This window comes from Halalkalibacterium halodurans, assembly GCF_005671335.1.
In the GTDB taxonomy this organism is placed as follows: domain Bacteria; phylum Bacillota; class Bacilli; order Bacillales; family Bacillaceae_D; genus Halalkalibacterium; species Halalkalibacterium halodurans.
The window spans coordinates 2,129,337-2,149,179 of sequence record NZ_CP040441.1; the positions used below are offsets into that span (position 1 = coordinate 2,129,337).

The 19,843-nt window shown below is 43.8% G+C and carries 14 protein-coding genes; 10 read left to right on the top strand and 4 right to left on the bottom strand.

The window, feature by feature from the left end:
- Positions 1 to 327 precede the first annotated feature (327 nt).
- The 9 genes from FED51_RS10410 to FED51_RS21130 all read left to right on the top strand — a co-directional run bounded on the left by FED51_RS10410 (position 328) and on the right by FED51_RS21130 (position 11,849).
- Entirely contained in the window at positions 328 to 2,463 is a 2,136-nt protein-coding gene (locus FED51_RS10410) for a catalase (protein WP_010898138.1), read from the top strand.
- 146 nt (positions 2,464 to 2,609) lie between these two features.
- Positions 2,610 to 3,053 carry a histidine utilization transcription antiterminator HutP gene (gene hutP / locus FED51_RS10415; protein WP_010898139.1) on the top strand — a complete coding sequence of 148 codons (444 nt, stop codon included), beginning with the start codon at positions 2,610 to 2,612 and terminating at the stop codon, positions 3,051 to 3,053.
- A 112-nt stretch (positions 3,054 to 3,165) separates the two neighbouring features.
- Entirely contained in the window at positions 3,166 to 4,692 is a 1,527-nt protein-coding gene (gene hutH, locus FED51_RS10420; RefSeq protein WP_053431976.1) for a histidine ammonia-lyase, read from the top strand.
- A 37-nt stretch (positions 4,693 to 4,729) separates the two neighbouring features.
- A complete protein-coding gene (hutU, locus tag FED51_RS10425) occupies positions 4,730 to 6,388 on the top strand; it encodes a urocanate hydratase (RefSeq protein WP_420810280.1) in 1,659 nt (552 codons plus the stop codon).
- Positions 6,388 to 7,668 carry an imidazolonepropionase gene (gene hutI, locus FED51_RS10430; RefSeq protein ID WP_053431171.1) on the top strand — a complete coding sequence of 427 codons (1,281 nt, stop codon included), beginning with the start codon at positions 6,388 to 6,390 and terminating at the stop codon, positions 7,666 to 7,668. Before hutU ends, hutI begins: the two co-directional genes overlap by 1 nt.
- Positions 7,625 to 8,602: a formimidoylglutamase gene (hutG, locus tag FED51_RS10435; protein ID WP_420810277.1), complete on the top strand. Its 978-nt coding sequence runs from the start codon at positions 7,625 to 7,627 to the stop codon at positions 8,600 to 8,602. Before hutI ends, hutG begins: the two co-directional genes overlap by 44 nt.
- A gap of 77 nt (positions 8,603 to 8,679) precedes the next feature.
- Positions 8,680 to 9,999 (top strand): Na+/H+ antiporter family protein, encoded by a 1,320-nt coding sequence (locus FED51_RS10440; protein ID WP_053431170.1) that lies wholly within the window; start codon positions 8,680 to 8,682, stop codon positions 9,997 to 9,999.
- A 600-nt stretch (positions 10,000 to 10,599) separates the two neighbouring features.
- The gene (locus FED51_RS10445) at positions 10,600 to 11,706 is read left to right on the top strand and encodes a Rap family tetratricopeptide repeat protein (protein ID WP_053431169.1); all 1,107 of its coding nucleotides are present in this window, start codon (positions 10,600 to 10,602) and stop codon (positions 11,704 to 11,706) included.
- Positions 11,703 to 11,849: a hypothetical protein gene (locus FED51_RS21130; RefSeq protein WP_010898146.1), complete on the top strand. Its 147-nt coding sequence runs from the start codon at positions 11,703 to 11,705 to the stop codon at positions 11,847 to 11,849. The genes FED51_RS10445 and FED51_RS21130 overlap by 4 nt, the downstream gene beginning before the upstream one ends.
- 49 nt (positions 11,850 to 11,898) lie before the next feature.
- On the opposite strand, the gene FED51_RS10450 is transcribed toward FED51_RS21130, so the two are convergent.
- From FED51_RS10450 to FED51_RS10465, 4 genes are read right to left on the bottom strand one after another with little or no spacing between them, the layout of a single operon-like run.
- A complete protein-coding gene (locus FED51_RS10450; protein ID WP_138090475.1) occupies positions 11,899 to 13,413 on the bottom strand; it encodes a spore germination protein in 1,515 nt (504 codons plus the stop codon).
- A 13-nt stretch (positions 13,414 to 13,426) separates the two neighbouring features.
- Complete coding sequence (locus tag FED51_RS10455) at positions 13,427 to 14,638, bottom strand: Ger(x)C family spore germination protein (RefSeq protein WP_138090477.1); 1,212 nt, start codon at positions 14,636 to 14,638, stop codon at positions 13,427 to 13,429.
- Complete coding sequence (locus FED51_RS10460) at positions 14,616 to 15,764, bottom strand: spore germination protein (protein WP_138090479.1); 1,149 nt, start codon at positions 15,762 to 15,764, stop codon at positions 14,616 to 14,618. Before FED51_RS10460 ends, FED51_RS10455 begins: the two co-directional genes overlap by 23 nt.
- A 47-nt stretch (positions 15,765 to 15,811) precedes the next feature.
- Positions 15,812 to 16,003 (bottom strand): hypothetical protein, encoded by a 192-nt coding sequence (locus FED51_RS10465; protein ID WP_138090481.1) that lies wholly within the window; start codon positions 16,001 to 16,003, stop codon positions 15,812 to 15,814.
- A gap of 465 nt (positions 16,004 to 16,468) precedes the next feature.
- Here FED51_RS10465 and FED51_RS10470 point away from each other — a divergent pair, with 465 nt between their 5' ends.
- Entirely contained in the window at positions 16,469 to 19,573 is a 3,105-nt protein-coding gene (locus tag FED51_RS10470) for a hybrid sensor histidine kinase/response regulator (RefSeq protein ID WP_233443897.1), read from the top strand.
- The last annotated feature ends 270 nt before the right edge of the window (positions 19,574 to 19,843 follow it).

Consider the following 19,843-nt stretch of genomic DNA (forward strand, 5'->3'; position numbering starts at 1 on the left):
CTTTTTTTAACCTGTTTAACTAGGCTAAAGAACCTCTTTCCCCACAGACTACATACACCACGTTCAGTGGGAAGGAAAAGAGACCTCTTACTGAATGAAATTTTACTTCGAGATGTAAGTCAAGAATGAAATAAGGATCATTGCGAGAGTGATTGAAAAGCTATTGCAATACAGGTCAAACAGGTCTTAATCAGGAAAGACGTCCTCTTTTTTACAATTTTATCGTATAGAACCTTAAGTCAGCGACAAACTAAGGTTGTCATAAAAATTTCCAGTACGATATGTACATCATTTCATGTACGTAAAAACAGATTGGAGGAAAGTGGAGTGGACAAAGACCAACAAGGAACCGAATCATCTGAAAATAAGAAGAATGAACAGCTAGAACCATTCAAGGTGGATCACAAAAACACGAAGCTCACAACGAATCAAGGGGTGAGAGTATCTGACACGGACGATTCCCTTAAAGCAGGGGATCGAGGCCCTACCTTAATGGAAGACTTCCATTTTCGGGAAAAAATGACTCATTTTGATCATGAACGGATTCCTGAGCGTGTCGTTCATGCGCGAGGTTTCGGTGCCCACGGCTACTTTCAAGTGTATGAGCCAATGACCGAATATACGAAAGCATCATTTTTACAGGACCCTAATGTAAAGACACCGGTGTTTGTCCGTTTTTCTACAGTGGTCGGTTCGCGCGGGTCAGCCGATACGGTTCGTGACGTAAGGGGATTTGCGACGAAGTTTTACACAGAGGACGGAAACTATGACCTAGTAGCAAACAACATCCCGATCTTTTTTATTCAGGACGCTATTAAGTTCCCAGATGTGGTTCACGCCTTAAAACCTGAACCGCACAATGAAATCCCGCAAGCTTCTGCAGCGCACGACACGTTCTGGGATTTTGTCGTTAGCAACACAGAAACCGCTCATATGATTATGTGGCTCCTTTCAGACAGAGCAATCCCGCGCAGCTTTCGAATGATGGAAGGGTTTGGCGTCAACACGTTCCGGTTCGTGAACGAACAAGGGAAGGCCCGATTCGTAAAATTCCATTGGAAGCCGAAGCTCGGAGTTCATTCGCTCGTTTGGGATGAAGCGCAAAAGCTTGCCGGGAAAGATCCTGACTTCCATCGTCGCGATTTGTGGGAAGCGATTAACATGGGAGAATACCCTGAATACGAGTTAGGCGTGCAAATGATTGAGGAAGAAGATGAGTTTTCGTTTGATTTCGATATCCTTGATCCGACGAAGTTTTGGCCAGAGGAAATGGTTCCGGTAAAGCTTATCGGGAAAATGACATTGAATCGAAATCAGGACAATTTCTTCGCCGAAACCGAACAAGTCGCATTTCATGCAGGGAATGTCGTCCCAGGGATTGATTTCAGCAATGACCCGCTCTTACAAGGTCGGCTTTTCTCTTATCTTGACACCCAACTGCTTCGCTTAAGTGGTCCGAACTTTCACGAAATCCCGATCAATCGACCAATTGCCCCTGTCAACAACAACCAGCGAGATGGATTCCATCGGATGACGATTGACAAGGGGGCTGTTAGCTACTCGCCAAATACGCTTCGCAATAACTCGCCTGAACCAGCATCGGATCAAGAACACGGATACGTTCATTATATGGAAAAGGTCGAAGGACAAAAAATTCGCAGGCGCAGTGAGAGCTTTAACGATCATTTCAGCCAAGCCACTTTGTTTTGGAACAGTTTGTCGACAGCGGAAAAACAACACCTGATCAAGGCGTTCCATTTTGAAGTCGGAAGTGTAAAGGATAAAAACCTCAAACAACGTGTTGTTGAGATGTTTAATCAAGTCGATGGAAAGTTAGCGGCAGAGATCGCGAAAGGAATCGGTGTCAACCCTCCGACCACACCTGGGGGAACGGGAGTAACAGCGTCATCTCCAGCCGTCAGTCAAGAAAATACGATCAAACTGGCAAGAACGCGAAAAGTGGCCGTTCTAATTGATCATGGCTTTGCTTTCGACGAGGTGTCACAAGTGGTCACTGCGCTACAATCCGCTGGTCTCGGAGTAGATCTCGTGAGTAAGCAGTTAGGGATGATTTCCAGCGCTGAAGGGGAGCAACTAGAAGCAAACAAAAGCTTCGCCACTACCGGTGCCATCATGTACGACGCACTTTACATCGGCGGTGGTGCCCAATCCATTAGTAGCCTCAATTTGTACAGTGAATCGAAAACCTTTGTTGATGAAGCATTTAAACATGCGAAAACAATCGGAGCTACAAATGAAGGCATTGAACTACTAATAGCTGCACAAGTTCAAGGAATTACATTCGCAGGTCCTGATTCGAACGATCATGTTGTGAACGACCTAGGGATTATTACAATTCAAACAGATAAAGATTTTAAGGCATTTACTGATGAAATGATCCACGCCATTGCCCAGCACCGCCATTGGATGCGGGAATTTAAGGATGGCAAATTGTCCGGTTAAGCGGTAAGACGAACGCCCCTTTCATTAAGTTGCGAGGGGTGTTTACATTTAACAAAAAAACGTAAATCCTCTAAATTTTTGTTGACACCTCTAACTTAAAGCGCTTACAATAAAAGCAGTTATTAGTTATTAGAGGTGGAACCTTCTTGTCCAAACATAAAAGTCATCGCATCGGTCAGCTCGCGATTTTACTAGCGGTCAGTGAAGAACCTGGCATTGTTGAAGCGAGCATTCTGTCATCAGACTATCAATCTTGTATCGGTCGAGTTGGGTCCATGGAGTCAAATAAGATTGTTGCTGCGATTGAGACGGCAGCGAAGAAAAATGGATTCATCCGTGAAGGGGTTTACCGAGAAGCCCATGCCTTGTACCACGCAATTATCGAAGCATTGCACGGAGTCACAAGGGGGCAAGTCCAATTAGGTTCATTTCAGCGAACGGTTGGATTACGGTTCGCCATTGTCCGCGGCAAGCCTTACAAGGAGGAAGCCGAAGGAGAGTGGATCGCGGTTGCCCTTTATGGAACAATCGGTGCTCCGATCAAAGGTCAAGAGCATGAAACAATTGGATTAGGCATCAACCATATTTAATTTGCCCAGAGTGATTAGACATGAGGGGGCTATATCTAAGGATCTTGATGATTCTTTGGTATAGCCCCTTTTTGTGTCTAAACAAGGGCATAAGTGGAGGAAGGTGACGAACTTGAAGTTGTTAGATGGACGCTCCTTATCCCTTCATGATTTGCATCGAATCATTTATGAAGGTGAGACGGTAGGAGCTTCAGATGAAAGTATGGAGAAGGTAAAACAGAGTCGAAAAGCAGTCGAACAAATCGTCGCAGACGAAAAAATTATTTATGGGATTACGACCGGGTTTGGGAAGTTTAGCGATATTTTCATCGATCCAGACGATGTGGAGAATTTGCAGCACAACTTGATCTATTCTCATGCTTGCGGTGTAGGGCCCCCGTTCCCAGAAACAGTAAGCCGAACCATGCTCGTTCTTCGGGCCAATGCCCTACTAAAAGGATTTTCTGGCGTAAGGCCCCTTGTGATTGAACGACTTCTCGCCCTTGTGAATGCAAATATTCATCCCGTTATTCCCCAGCAAGGGTCACTTGGAGCGAGCGGTGATTTAGCCCCGTTGTCTCACTTAGCCCTCGTACTCCTAGGAGAAGGAGAAGTGTTTTACAAAGGCACGAAAACGAAGGCAAGCTTCGCCTTAAAGGAAGAAGAGATTGAGCCGATTACGTTAACTGCAAAGGAGGGGCTCGCCTTGATCAATGGGACACAAGCGATGACAGCAATGGGGGTGATTGCTTATTTGGAAGCGGAGAAGCTGGCCTTTCAATCGGAAATCATCGCCTCTTTAACAATGGAAGGATTACGTGGCATCATCGACGCCTTTGATGAACAAATTCATTTCGCTCGCGGCTATGTCGAGCAAGTCGACGTCGCTCGAAGGATGGAGTCCTATCTTCAAGACAGTCAATTAACGACTAGGCAAGGAGAGCTCCGAGTCCAGGATGCGTACTCGCTGCGTTGCATCCCCCAAGTCCATGGTGCCACGTGGCAAACGTTGCGCTATGTGAAGGAAAAGCTAGAAATTGAGATGAATGCAGCGACCGACAATCCATTAATCTTTGATAATGGTCAAAAAGTGATCTCTGGCGGAAATTTTCATGGGCAGCCAATTGCCTTGGCCATGGACTTTTTAGGAATCGCCATGGCTGAGCTTGCCAACATTTCCGAGCGCCGTATCGAGCGTTTAGTGAACCCTCAATTAAATGACTTGCCGCCATTTTTAAGTGCGGCACCTGGCGTTCAGTCAGGGGTCATGATCTTGCAATATTGTGCGGCTTCACTTGTCTCTGAAAACAAGACGTTAGCCCATCCAGCAAGCGTCGATTCGATCCCATCCTCTGCTAATCAAGAAGACCATGTCAGCATGGGGACGATCGGATCTCGTCACGCTTATCAAATCATCCAAAATGTCCGTAACGTTCTTGCGATTGAATTGATTTGTGCCATGCAGGCGGTTGACATTCGCGGCCGGGAAAAGATGGCTAGTTTCACGAAAAACATACTAGAAAAAGGAAGAGAGCACGTTCCTTATATTGATCAGGATCGAATGTTTGCCAAAGATATTGAACGCGCTGCTAAATGGCTGAAGGATGGCAGTTGGGATTTCACAAAAATGCGTGAAAAGGAAAGGACCAATCACTACTAAAAGGGAGGCTTTGATGATGGTAAAGGAAACAAAACGTATGATCCAAGCAAAGAAAGGTATAGAGCTAGAATGCAAAGGCTGGGAACAAGAAGCGGTGTTACGGATGCTTTACAACAATTTGGACCCTGAAGTAGCGGAAAAACCTGACGAGTTAATTGTTTATGGTGGGATTGGAAAAGCCGCTCGCAACTGGGCTGCCTTCGAAGCGATCGTCGAGCAGCTACGAACGTTAGAGAAGGATGAGACCCTTTTGATTCAATCTGGTAAACCAGTTGGGCGGTTCAAAACCCATGAGCAGGCGCCGCGCGTCTTGTTATCAAATTCTGTTCTAGTGCCAAAGTGGGCCCATTGGGAGCATTTCAATGAGCTTGAGAAACAAGGGCTTATGATGTACGGACAAATGACGGCAGGAAGCTGGATCTATATCGGGTCGCAAGGGATATTACAAGGGACGTATGAGACGTTTGCTGAACTGGCGAGACAACACTTCGGGGGAAGTTTAAAAGGAACGCTCACGTTAACAGCAGGACTTGGAGGCATGGGTGGGGCTCAGCCGCTTGCTGTTACGATGAATGGAGGCGTCGTCATCGGTGTGGATGTGGATCGATCACGGATTGAGAAGCGAATCGCAACAAAGTACACCGATCGAATCACCGAATCACTCGATCAGGCATTGGCTTGGGCAAGCGAAGCAAAGGCTAAAGGTGAACCGCTCTCTATTGGACTTGTTGGAAATGCTGCCCACCTTCACCATGAAATTTTACGACGGGGAGTCGAAGTAGACGTAGTCACCGATCAAACATCGGCTCATGATCCATTGAACGGCTACGTTCCTGAAGGGCACTCGTTAGAGGGAGCTGAGCTTCTGCGAAAAGAAAACCCACAACGGTATATGGCGCTAGCCAAACAGAGCATGAAAAAGCACGTGGAAGCGATGCTTGCGTTTCAACGACGAGGGGCGATTGTCTTTGATTATGGGAACAACATCCGTCAAGTAGCAAAAGATGAAGGATTAGAAGAGGCGTTCGCTTTCCCAGGATTTGTGCCAGCTTATATTCGACCATTGTTTTGTGAAGGGAAAGGGCCGTTCCGTTGGGCTGCTCTGTCAGGAGACCCAGAGGACATCTACCGGACTGATCGTTTAATCAAGGAACTGTTTCCTGAGAACGAAGCTTTAATTCGTTGGATCGACATAGCGCAAGAAAAAGTCGCGTTTCAAGGACTTCCAGCTCGAATTTGTTGGCTCGGGTACGGCGAGCGAATGAAAATGGGACTTGAAATCAACCGGCTTGTTCGCAATGGAGAACTTAAGGCACCGATTGTCATTGGTCGGGATCATCTTGATTGTGGTTCGGTTGCTTCGCCTAACCGAGAAACGGAAGCGATGAAGGACGGCAGTGATGCTGTTGGGGATTGGGCGATCTTAAATGCTTTAATTAACACTGCTGCAGGGGGAAGCTGGATATCCGTTCATCATGGCGGCGGGGTTGGAATGGGCTATTCGTTACATGCTGGAATGGTTGTTGTTGCGGACGGAACAGAGAATGCCGAAAAACGATTGCGTCGTGTGCTTACAACAGATCCGGGAATGGGCATCATTCGACACGCGGATGCGGGTTATGAGCTGGCAAAACAAGTGGCGCGGGAAAAAGGTGTCATGATTCCAATGGAGGACAAAAATGAGGAGGGAGTTTAATGGTTCAGCATTTTGATACATTACTCGTTAACATTGGCCAGCTATTGCCAATGGAAAGTAAAGGACCGAAAAGAGGGAAGGAGATGAGTGAGCTGCAGCTATTGGAACATGCAGCTCTCGGAATACGCGACGGCAAGGTAGCCTTTATCGGGACGATGGTGGAAGCAGATACGTTTACAGCCAATCAAATGATCGATTGCCAAGGAAAGCTCGTCACACCGGGCCTTGTTGATCCCCACACCCACCTTATTTTCGGAGGGTCACGGGAGCACGAAATGGCGTTAAAGCAACAAGGTGTTCCTTACCTTGAAATCTTGAAAAACGGAGGAGGAATCCTCGCGACCGTGGAAGCCACACGGGCCGCTTCGGAAGAGGAACTGATCACTAAAGCAATCTGTCACCTCAATCGCATGCTTTCATACGGAGTGACGACAATTGAGGCAAAGAGTGGCTACGGTCTCGACCGGGAAACAGAATGGAAACAATTACGTGCAGCTAAAGCTGTTGGAGAGCAACATCCAATCGATATCGTCTCTACGTTTCTAGGAGCTCATGCGATCCCGACATCCCATCGAAATGATCCTGATCGCTTTCTTGATGAAATGGCAGATATGCTTGGTGAAATCAAAGAACAGAATCTCGCCGAATTCGTCGACATCTTCACGGAAACGGGCGTATTTACTGTTGAACAATCTCGAACGTTTTTACAAAAAGCAAAGGAAAAAGGATTTGGTTTAAAGCTACATGCTGATGAGATCGATCCACTTGGAGGAGCTGAGCTTGCAGGGGAGCTTGGAGCCATTTCAGCCGATCATCTTGTTGGCGCTTCAGATCAAGGCATTCAAAAAATGGCCGTTGCAGGAACGATAGCATGCCTGCTGCCAGGGACAACGTTTTATTTAGGAAAAGATACGTACGCACGAGCAAGGGACATGATCGATCAAGGATTAGCGGTGACCATTTCAACTGATTTTAATCCGGGAAGTTCCCCGACGGAAAACCTCCAGCTGATAATGTCCATCGCCGCTTTACGGTTAAAAATGACACCAGAAGAGATTTGGCATGCGGTGACGGTGAACGGTGCCCATGCCATTGGCCGAGGGGATACAGCCGGTCAACTAGCGGTCGGACGCGCGGCAGATGTAGTGGTTTGGGACGCTAAAAATTATTACTATGTACCATATCATTACGGCGTCAATCACGTGCATTCAGTATGGAAAAAAGGGGAGGTTGTGTATGAGAGGAGAAGAGCGTTTGAAGGGCTATCCATTTCTCGATAAAGCAAATGCTCCTTTTGTGGATCGCCATGTGACAAAAGCAGGAGAGATTTTTTATCCGTGGGATGGAAAGAGAATTGACGGATTCGGATTAATCGGGGCCCCATTATCTAAATCATCAATTAGCCACTCTGGCGCTTCGTTCGCCCCGACAGTTATTCGTAAATGCTTACATGCCTATTCTACCTATTCTGTGGAGGAAGATCTGGACTTAGCACAGTTAAAGCTACCAGACCTTGGCGACATTACGATGCACGTGACCGATATTGTTGGCTCGCAGGCTCGGATCGAAGAAACGATGACAAAGCTGCTAGAAAATGAGCCGAATTGGCAGCCAATCGTTCTAGGAGGCGATCACTCGATTAGCTTCCCGAGTATTAAGGCGTTCGCAAGTGCAAAAGGAACCGTTGGCGTCATCCAATTCGATGCGCACCATGATTTACGCAATTTAGAAGATGGCGGGCCATGCAATGGAACTCCGTTTCGCAGCTTACTCGAAACTGGATCGCTTGTAGGAGAACATCTCGTCCAAGTCGGAATCCGCGATTTTTCGAATAGCTATCCTTATAGAAAATACGCAGAAAAGCACAGGGTCAAAGTGTACACGATGAAAGATGTAAACGCCCGTGGCATCCTGACGATTCTAGATGAAGCGGTGGCAAAATTGAAGAGGAGCGTAGATGTTATCTATGTTTCGGTTGACATGGATGTGCTCGATCAAGCCCACGCTCCCGGCTGTCCTGCGATCAGCCCGGGCGGGATGGATAGCACAACATTGTTACAAGGAATCTTTCATTTAGGAAAGGACTCGCTCGTACAAGGGATGGATATTGTGGAAGTCGATCCTACCCTTGACTTTCGTGAGATGACGAGCCGGGCAGCCGCTCACGTCATTTTGAATTATTTAAAAGGAAAATGCATCAAATCAATCGGCTAGTGGGGCAAATGCCCCTTGCTAGCTTCTGAAAGGTCGGAATTTTCGGTCGAATCCACAATGAAAAAGGGAGGTAAGGTATGTTCAATGCTGTCGTAATCTCCGTTGTTGTCATGATCGTGTTAAGCTTGCTGCGGGTGAATGTCATCCTTGCCATCATTCTTGCCGCTATTACAGCAGGACTTGTTGCTTCATTATCGATTACAGACACGATGCAACTTTTGCTATCGGGTATGGGAGGGCAAGCCAATACTGCTCTAAGCTATATTTTGCTAGGTGGATTTGCTGTGATGATCGGGTACTCGGGAATTACGAGCTTTTTAGTTAAACGTCTCATTACGGTCTTGAAAGGGAGACGGGCCTTTATGCTCCTAGCTATTGCTGGGATAGCGTCCCTCTCTCAAAATGTCATTCCTGTACACATAGCGTTCATTCCGATATTGATTCCACCGCTTTTGCTCTTGTTTGACAAAATGAAAGTGGATCGCCGCGGGGTTGCAGCTTCTTTAACATTTGGCTTAAAGGCTCCGTATATTCTGATTCCTGCAGGATACGGCCTTTTGTTTCATAGTATTATTGCTGATGAAATGACCGCAAACGGCATGAGCATATCGATAAAACAGATTCCGCTAGCAATGCTGTTTCCAGGACTTGCAATGGTGGTAGGTTTACTCGTTGCTATATTCATTACATATGGAAAAGATCGCAACCCACGAAATGATGCTCAAGTCGATGAACAATCAACAATTAACGAAACTGCAGCCACAGAAGAAAGGGAGTCCTTTTCACTTAAACATGTACTCACACTTCTAGCGATTGTTGCTGCTCTTACCGTTCAGATCCTGTTCCAATCCCTCGTCCTCGGAGCGTTAACAGGTATCATCCTCATGTTCGCTTTTCGAGTCGTTCCTTTTCATCGAGGCGACGAGGTGATGAATGAAGGGGTTAAAATGATGGGTACGATTGCCTTTGTGATGCTGATTGCTTCTGGTTATGCAACTGTCTTGAAAGAAACGGGTGCTGTTGAACAGCTTGTCGCCTCAACCTCAAGCTCATTAGGAAGCCATTCATTTCTTATTGCACTCGTGTTAATCTTCATTGGTCTAGTGATTACAATGGGCATCGGCTCCTCCTTTGGAACAATTCCGATCATTGCGGCACTCTATGTTCCGTTATGCGCAGCGGCAGGATTTTCTCCGCTAGCAACGGCTGCATTAATCGGGACTGCAGGCGTCCTAGGTGATGCTGGATCTCCAGCGTCTGATAGTACTCTCGGTCCTACGTCTGGCTTAAACGCCGACGGAAAGCATCACCATATTTGGGATACGTGCGTACCGACCTTCCTTCACTACAACATCCCACTGATCGTCTTTGGTTTGATCGCAGCAATGGTATTATAGTTTCTTTCGATCATTTCCATGAGAAATTACAAATAAAGAAAAAAGCGTTTAGGATCTAAAAGTGACAGGAAAAAAAGGATTTACTTCAGAGTGACAAAGAAGATGGAGCATTTGAAAGCGATCGTGAAAAGCAATACGGAATAGACTGTTTGAGCACCTCTCCACCGAGGAGGAGAAGACTCACATATTGACCTCTATTAATGGGGTCTCTTTGTTTTTATATTGGATCTATAAATATCTTAATTAACGATGGCGATAAAAGGAGAAAAACCTCTATTATTGTAGCTTTTTGCGTTTTTATTGAATATTTAGACGATTTCTGCCGATTGAGGTCGCATTTTATCTAATCTATGATGTAGTTAATTCATAGAAAACAAGCTATTTCTGATCAACATCCTTCAAGCAAAGCAACATTTTTGTCATTCCTCAACTTTACATACAACTGTAGCGCAAGCTGTCGAGACTTCCACCAACTTTATAAGAGAAATCACACAAACAAAATAATACAAAATTTAATAGTAATACGTCCCATGCTCCATTCGTTGTTTTTGACCTTTTCTCCAAAGCATCCAGATTATAGAGATGAAGGAGGGACAGCTTTTGCCTGAACAAATTGCACATCAAGAAGTAGCCAATTCATTAAATGAATGGTATGGTGCCATCTTGAAGCGAGATAAATGGACGGCTACTCAATTACGTAAAGAAATAGAAGACAGCTTACCATACATGACAAAAAATCAGAATATTCTCCTATATTTTAATTTAATTGAATCTAGACACAAGTTGTTAATGGAAGAATATGATGATTCGGGCAAAATTTTAGGGAATATTGAGACAATAAAAGCACTTGAGCAAGTGACAGACGAAGTCATTCAATATTATTATTATTTCTTTTCTGGTGTCTACGAATTTTACCAAAAAAAATATATTCAGGCGATTCGCTTTTATCGCCAGGCGGAAGCCATTATTGATAAAATTCCTGACGAGATTGAGGTCGCAGAATTTCACTATCAATTAGCGATGGCTTATTACCGAATCGATCAACACTTTTTTTCGATCAACCACGCAGAACAAGCCTTACAATTATTCAAATGCCAACAAGGATATGTTGAAAAAGAAATTTATTGTGAAATGATCATCGGGGCAAACAAATTAGACATGAGGAATTATACCGAGTGCGAAAAACACTATCAAAATGCCTTGAGAAAATCAATACAAGCAGGATTTACATTTTCTGAAAGCTTAGCGTATTTCAATTTAGGGCTGTGCTATGGTAGGCAGCATCTTTATCCGACGTCTGCTGAATATTTTAAAATGGCTTTAAGTATTCACGAACATAAGAGTTCTACTGTTGGAATGAAATCCATGTTTGAGCTAGCACATGTTTTATATAAAGATGAAAAATTCGAAGAAGCTCAAGAGTGGCATAAAAAAGGCTTATACGAAGCCGAAAAAGGAGGCGAAGAAGAGTACAAGGCTAAGTTCATCTTTATTGACGGTCTGTACAACACAAAGGATGCTCTTTCTATGGAATTAGCGCTTGATCATTTAGAAGATCAGAAGCTCTGGACAGATGTTGCAGAATTAACGTTAGATGCAGCTTTCCATCACAAGAAAAAAGGAGATACTTTGCTATCGTCACACTATTTTGAAAAGGCTCATTATGCAAGAGATCAAATTATAAGATTAATGGAGGGATTAAATTGAAAAAAGTATTCGGAGTAGTTCTAGCGTCGGCGCTCGTCTTATCAGCAGCATTTTCTGTATCAACTGTGATTTCAACCGAATCTGGAGTAAGCAATTCATCAAACGATGCTCTCATGGCTGGTAAAGCTGAATTTGGAGTTTAAATGTTTAAACAGCGATCTCTTATTAGAGAGGTCGCTGTTTTATCTAGCTTCAAGGCATCTTTTGTTCGTTTTTTTGCCCTCCTTGAGGTTTCAACGAGGTAAATGGCGCTCGAACAATGACTTCGAACCAGCTTTTCAACTTTAAGGGAGCAAAAGGGGTCATATAATACTCACCGAAGCTGCGGAGTCCTACGAGATGAATGTTAATGGCGATATAGACGAGAATGATTCCGTATAACCCGAGGGAAGCTGCTGCAAACATCATAAGAAACCTTAAGATGCGAAAGGTTATACTGACACTATAGGCTGGAAGCACAAACGAGGCAATCGCGGTTAAAGCAACAACAATGACCATGATTGGACTAACAATTCCTGCTCGTACCGCTGCTTCACCAATAATTAAACCACCGACAATGCCAACGGTTGACCCAATTAATCGCGGAAGCCTAACCCCTGCTTCTCGTAACAGTTCGATGGCAATTTCCATGAAAATCGCTTCTAAAAAAGCAGGGAAAGGAACTCCTTCACGAGCTGCTGCAATCGAAAGAGCAAGCTGGGTAGGAATCAACCCAGGGTGAAAGGACGTTAATGCAATATAAATGGACGGAAGAAGTATGCTAATAAATAATGCTAAATAGCGTAACAATCGAATCAACGAACTAAATACCCAGTTTTGATAATCATCTTCTGGTGAATTAAGCAACTCTGAAAGCTTGACCGGCGCCATTAGTGCAAAAGGGGAACCATTGAGTAAAATAACGACCTTACCCTTGAGCATTTCTGATACCGCTTTGTCTGGGCGCTCAGTATGGGAGAGTTGAGGAAAAATGGTCATTGGTTCATCTTGAAGCAGTTGTTCAATCGCACCCGTTTCCTGAACATCCTCATTAATGCAGGCGATTCGATAACAGACTTCATCCACGAGCTCACTCTTACAAAGTCCTTTAATATAAACAATTGCATACCTGTTTTTTAAATGTTGACCAATGTTTCCGACTTGGACCGTTAAATCTGGATTAATGATTCTCGTGCGTAACAGGGCAATATTTGTTTCCAATGACTCAATAAAGCCGTCCCTTGGCCCTCTAATGGTTACTTCACTTTCTGGCTCTTCAATGCTACGGTGCTCTATTTTTTTTGTGCTTAAGGTGATGAGTTTGTCAACACCTTCCAGCATGATCAATGAATGTCCCGTCAATAGGGAAGGGATTGCTTGCTCGTACGTCTCATGGACAGATAGTTCGGTTACGGTTACGACGTCCTGACTTAACAAGTTCACCCACTCGGAGGACGGGGTACGTTCAAGCGTTTCTTTTGGGCAACGAAGAAGAGGGGTTAATACCTCACGCTCGATCGTCTCCACTTTTGTTAATCCTTTAATGTAAAACAACGCAGCTGGTACCGTTTGCGCGACCATAAAGCGACGAAACCCTACATCGTTGCTATCAGCTATGATCTGTCGGAACGTCGAAATGTTTATTTCCAAATCAAAAGAGGGAGAGGGATTTTTTTGCGCCTTCTCAAGTATGGATTTTGAAACGAGTCGATTCAACCGTTTTTTCATTCATGTCGCCCTTTCAGTAATCTACATTCTCCTGGAGCATCTGGTGTCGTATTTTCACACTTGCGCTAATGTCGATTTGTACGTCTTTATATTGTCCGTCCTCATCGCTCCAAGTGTCCTTCACTTTTTCCCAATATGGATAGTCGCTGTGTTTTATGAAGTTGATGAAATCAAAAATATCCACTTGAAACTCTTCCTGGGTTTTTCTCACAATATCATTTGCTTGTTTTTCAATCTTTTCTTCTATCGCTTTTTTTACTTTAGCACCCTCTAATTCTAATTCCTCTAACCAGCTTTCGACAATCGTCCCTTTAGCTTCAATATTGACCTTAAAACGATCTTGCCCATTTTCTCTTTCATAGTGGACGTTCGTGATCATCTGATCGGTTTCAAATACGACCGTTTTTTGTCTTCCTTGCTCCTCTATCCCTACATGAAGGACTCCGTTTTTTGCTTCTCCCACCATCCAGTTATACCCTTGGAGATCGTACTCTCCAAGCCAGCCAACCATTCGGTCATCTCCCCCTCGAAATACAGCAGCACCGGTCATCACATAATCTCCTTCATTTGGTCCCATCGTAATCCGAGGAACAATATAACTCTGATGTTCTATTATATTTTGGGATAACTCTCCAATTTCTTTCACTTTTGGCATTTGCAAGACGTTTGGATCATTTTCTGATAGCTTTTCCATAAATAACGCAGGAATGTCTTCTAAGGGAACCGTTTTTTCAAGTATCGCTTTTCCTTCTACATCTGAAATAAAAACAAAGGTTTTTCTTCGCATTTGATGGTCACGTATATAAAAATCAACTAAATGCCCGAGCAGCCCTTGACGAACAAGGTCTTCATGGATAATGAGCACCTTCAAATGTTCAAAGTTGAGAAATCGGCTATTTTTCGCCGCTGCCCGCCTTGCCGCATCCATATTGCTTGCATTTGTCGATACAATGTTTACAAAAGGAGCTTCTCCATTAGATGAACCAGCACTTCCACCTACTTGGGTTAATCGCTCGGGAATAGCTGTTTGATGAGTAATTCGAAACAACGGTTGATTAATATCGAAACCATTCACGTTTTCTCCGGCTTGTTGCTGATCGTTGATCGGATCAAGGGCCACTCCCATGACAAACCCAACGTCTTCAATCTCCAATTGATCCCAGCAGCCAGTTAAAAATACTAGCCCGACTAGCAAAATCAGTTTACGCCTTTGTGCTCTCACCATGTCTATCTCCTAATTCCCTTCGCTTTTTTCTCCAACCTACTGTCACATAACCGACCAGAAGACTGAGGATGAGAACCGAAAAGCCGAAATACCCGATCCAATCTCCCCATGTCAACGTATCTGAAATCGACTCTGGTATGAACGCAATGATGATCGTGATAAAAACAATCACTGGAGTAAGGTAGTTTCCTGATTGAGTCTGTTTTTTAAAGATTGAGAAAAGATCATTATAAATCAAGATAATAATCAATTGAGACATGGCAATCGTATTAAAAATCGCCATCGTCCATACTGTGATCATCATCGATTCAACCCGTTCAAAAAAACCTCCAGGTACTTCGACTACTTTCGCTAATTCCACCGTCGTGAAATTAATAACTTTCGACTGCTCGACACCAAACACAAAATACGTGAAAAAGGTGATCAAAAAATAGAACAGCGTGACAATGCCAACACCGATGTTTAATGGCCATGCCTTTACGTCTTTTCCTTTCATCCTCCCCATAAAGAACAGAAGGATTTCCACTCCAACATACGCAAGAACGACGTTAGGTAACCCTTTCAATGGATGGAGAAACCCTTTTGGTGCAACGGGACGAATGGGATCAAAATTAATATGTTGGACATTAAATAACAAAATAGCTAATAGCACAGTTAATATAAAAGGGATAAATAATACATTTAAATGAATAAGACCTTGAACCCCCTTGCTCACCGCATAGCTTGTGACGACGAGAATCGCGCAAATGACGATAACGGAAGGAGTACGGTCAATCAAATACATGTCAAGAACGATCGCCAACATTCGAGATTCAAAACCCATTAGCATTAAAAAATGAAGACTAAAGAGAACGCCCAGTAGAACAGCAAGCCACTTGCTCTTGTGGCCCGCCAGTAAAAATTGTAGTAAGGTTTGTTCCGGAAACTCTTTTTGTAGCCTTACGGTGACATAAACGAGGGTAAAAATGATGGAACCACCAACAATGATGGTGATCCAGCCATCGGCTGTATTTAACGTGTCCGCCAAACTACCTGGTAAAGTCAAAATACCAACGCCGATAATAAACGCAATGAGAGCGATCGATATTTCTAATGGATCGATGGTGTAGTTGTTATTTCGGTTCAAATGACGCCCCCCTTAAGAGGTGTGAAAGACAACAAAAATAGTTCGCTCTATTTCTTTGTGGACATTTGTTTTAGGATGGCTTCACGTTGTTTTTTCTGCTCTTCCGCCATCCAAGGTTGTTGTATCGTTTTCGCAAGCGAGCGATAAAGACGCTGCACGCCATACAGGAACAACAACGTAAGGAAGGCGGCCCCGAAAATCGACCATTCTGGTAATATAATTCCTTCTTGAAATACCATTGCAATCCCTCACAGGAAAATGTTGTTTTTATTATGTAACATCTGTTCCTGTTTATACGTCACGAGCAAAAGATAGGAGAAGGAAGGTGATAGACGGTTTTTCAATTGAGTATCGATCTCGCCTTGAAGTATATATGTTGTCTAACATAAACCATACGTTGCACTATAAGAGGCTCCTAAACCGTTGCAAATGGAGCACTTTTGAACTTTTTACACTTATAAAACGTTTAACATTTTAAAGATAGAGCATTAAGAACATAATGACTTCTACTATAGGAGTGGATAAATACAATTTTTTACCAAAGTGAAAAGGATAGCTCTGCTGCGCACTGTTACCCCTTGAGCTACTCTCATTTGACAAAGAGTATCTTTTTCCGCTCCTTCTCCCGAGTCGCTTCTATGGTATGATAGATTTCAAACGGAAGGTGTGACAAACCTTAAAGTCGTCCGTTATGGGGGAAACAAATGTCGATGAGAAAAACGCTTTCAATCGTGCTTCTTTTTGTAGTTATTATTACAAGTTTTCGGGTTATTTGGTATATTAGCCTATTGCCCCTTCATCAACCGTTTGCTGAGCAAGGGGTTTTAGACTTGTCTGAATTTTCCTTATCTGATAAAGATTCCGTTGTACTCGATGGGGAATGGTCGTTCTATCCGAATGTCTTCGCGACAACTGAAGATCAATTAATAGGACAAGAAGAAAAGACAATTAAAGTCCCACTCGGATGGAATAAAGTCTCCCCTTTTGCCGAAGAAAGTGAACAAGTCGGAACGTATCAACTTCGCATCCGCGTTCAAGATGCAGGGGAGCGGTACGCGTTAAAAGTGCAACGAATCTTTGACTCGTTCCTCCTTTATGCGAACGATGAGCTTGTGGAAGAGCGAAGGGCCCCTACTATAGCAGAAAGCGTCGCTCGATCTTCACTCATTCCATCCATTGTAAGAGTAACTCCTGATGAAAACGGCTGGATTCATCTTATGATCGCTGTTTCTTCAAGTGAAAACATTTATGATGGTGGCGTCTTAAAATCGATTCGTTTTGGAACAGAGGTCGCAATGAACCGAGAGCATTGGTCCACTTCGGCCGCTCAGCTCATGGTTGCTGCAATCATGTTCATCCATGGAATTTATGCTTGTATTTTATTTTTTATCCGTCCAAAAAAGATTGAGCTTTTGTACTTTATGGTCGCTGTATTACTATCGGCTTTCTCAGTTCTAGTTAGCGATGAACGCCTCTTGCTTCAGTGGGTACCATTGAATTATGAATGGTTCGTTAAGCTTGCTTACCTGTCGTACACTGGTCTTTCGCTTTTCTTTTTATTGTTTGTGAGGTACCTGTTTTCAAATTATAAACGAAATCAAGCGGTGCGCTGGATTTCTGGCTTTTGCGCACTTTATGCACTGTTTATTTTAATCGCACCAGCAACGACGATCAGAGAATGGACGATCATGCTACTTTTCGTGTTAGCCATCCCGTTTACGACGATTATTTTGCTCGTCGTTCAAGTCATTTTAAAAAAAGAACGGGACTCTCTTTTCTTGCTTCTTGCAGCGATTAGCGTTGCCTCTAGTATCTTGTGGTCTTCCTTTACGGGAAGAGTGAAATCATTTGAATGGGGCATTCTTAGTCAGATCGATTATTCGTTTTATCCCGTTGATTTAACTCTTGCATTTTTATGCTTTTCTACTTTTTGGTTTATTCGCTTTTTCCGTGCAAATGACGACAAGGCGGATCTTGTTACTAAATTGCAGAAGGAGCATGTGAAAAAAGATCAGTTTCTCGCGAATACATCTCACGAGCTTCGCAACCCGCTTCACGGAATGATCAATATAGCGCAAGGCGTGGTCGAACAGGAGGGAGGTCGTCTCGCTCCTGAAAGCAGGCAAAACCTAGAACTGCTTATGACCGTAGGGCGACGAATGTCCTATTTGCTGAACGACTTAATCGATGTAACAAAAATGAAGCAAAAGAAAGTAACTTTAACGAAACAACCGACCAATCTTTTGGCAGCCGTTACGACTGTTGTCAACGTTCAACGGTTTATGGTGGAGGCGAAAAATCTTCGCATCGAGGTGAACATTCCGCACGATTTTCCTCTTGTCTACGCCGATGAAACGAGGCTCGGTCAAATTTTGTTTAACTTGGTTCACAACGCGATTAAGTACACAGAGGAAGGTACGATCGTGATCGAAGCCAAGGTGAAAAAGAAACGTGCCGTCATCCGCGTAAAGGACACTGGAATTGGCATGGATGAGGAGACACAGAAGCGGATTTTCCACCCATATGAACAAGGGGCAAAGGAACATTATCATGAGAACGGTGGATTCGGACTAGGGCTAAGCATTTGCCGTGATCTTGTCTCTATGCACAACGGGACATTGGCCGTTCAATCAGCACCATCGAAAGGCTCTATATTCACGTTCACTTTACCACTTGCATCATCATCTGAACGTGAGGAAAAACAAAGGGATGCCGGGCAAGAAGTGGTGCGGTTCCGAGAACATAAGATCGATGAGGAGGTTGCTGCCTCCCACCTTCCTACGTCTGCCCCCGTAAGGACGGAGGGGCTTGAACGCAAGCCGAAAATTTTAATCGTTGACGATGATGCCGTCAACCTGCACGTGCTTAAAAATATTATCTGTTCCGAAGCCTATACGATCGAAGCTGTAACGAGCGGCGAGGAAGTTTTAGATCGATTGGATCAAGGATGGGATCTTATCCTAGCTGATGTTATGATGCCAAGCATGTCTGGATATGAGTTAACCCGCGAGATCCGAAAGCAATTTTCAATTTCTGAACTACCGGTATTATTGCTAACTGCTCGCGGCCAGCCAGAGGAAATCTATACAGGATTCATGTCTGGGGCGAATGACTACCTAGTAAAGCCGATTGATGCGTTAGAGTTAAAGGTGCGAATTCGTGCTGTCATCGAATTGAAGCATTCCATTCAGGAGCGTTTACGAATGGAAGCGGCGTGGCTTCAAGCCCAAATTCAGCCCCACTTCCTATTCAATACGTTAAATACCATTGCTTCCCTCAGTGAAATCGACACGAAGCGGATGGCCGCACTGCTTGAGAAGTTTGGACAATTTTTAAGAAAGAGCTTTGATGGTCAAAACATACATTCATTAGTGCCGATTACGCATGAACTAGCGTTAACTGAATCTTATGTATATATCGAACAGGAACGATTCGGCGAGCGGCTTAAGGTTCATTGGGATAAAGATGAACATGTCGTGTGCAATCTTCCACCGCTATCAATTCAACCTCTTGTGGAAAATGCATTAAAGCATGGCGTACTAAAAAAGCCTGAAGGAGGAAACGTTCACATCCGAATCAAAAAACAAGAAGAAACGGTCAAGATCATGATTACAGACGACGGTGTCGGCATGGATAAAGCAACACTGAACAATGTTCTCACGAGAAAACCTGATCAAGTGAGTGGGATTGGAATGTTAAATACGGATTTACGGTTAAAACAACTGTTTGGAAAAGGCCTTTTCGTCGAAAGTCAACCTGGGAAAGGAACGAGCATCTCGTTTTACGTTCCCTTGAATAAGCTGGAATAGGGACAAATAGCCTTAGGAAAAGACACCTCATCTCCTTAAATAGTCACAAAATAAATAGTGAAAAAGAATCTTAGTTGATCTTGATCTATATAGGTGAACCTCCCATAGAGGACTAGATGATTTCCATTTCTAGTCCTATTTTTCATGCCTTGTACAGAATTTGTTCAGACCGTTTAGGTAAAATGAATTGAACCTTGAAGAAGGGAGGGAGGCTATGAACAAACTTTTGACATCAGACAATCGACATAAAAAACGACGAAGAAATACATC

Coding starts and splice junctions, on each gene's coding strand:
- hutG (WP_420810277.1), top strand. CDS start 7,625: ATGAGAGGAGAAGAGCGTTTGAAGGGCTATCCATTTCTCGATAAAGCA.
- hutI (WP_053431171.1), top strand. CDS start 6,388: ATGGTTCAGCATTTTGATACATTACTCGTTAACATTGGCCAGCTATTG.
- FED51_RS10455 (WP_138090477.1), bottom strand. CDS start 14,638: ATGGTGAGAGCACAAAGGCGTAAACTGATTTTGCTAGTCGGGCTAGTA.
- FED51_RS10440 (WP_053431170.1), top strand. CDS start 8,680: ATGTTCAATGCTGTCGTAATCTCCGTTGTTGTCATGATCGTGTTAAGC.
- hutU (WP_420810280.1), top strand. CDS start 4,730: ATGATCCAAGCAAAGAAAGGTATAGAGCTAGAATGCAAAGGCTGGGAA.
- FED51_RS10465 (WP_138090481.1), bottom strand. CDS start 16,003: ATGGTATTTCAAGAAGGAATTATATTACCAGAATGGTCGATTTTCGGG.
- FED51_RS10450 (WP_138090475.1), bottom strand. CDS start 13,413: ATGAAAAAACGGTTGAATCGACTCGTTTCAAAATCCATACTTGAGAAG.
- FED51_RS10470 (WP_233443897.1), top strand. CDS start 16,469: ATGTCGATGAGAAAAACGCTTTCAATCGTGCTTCTTTTTGTAGTTATT.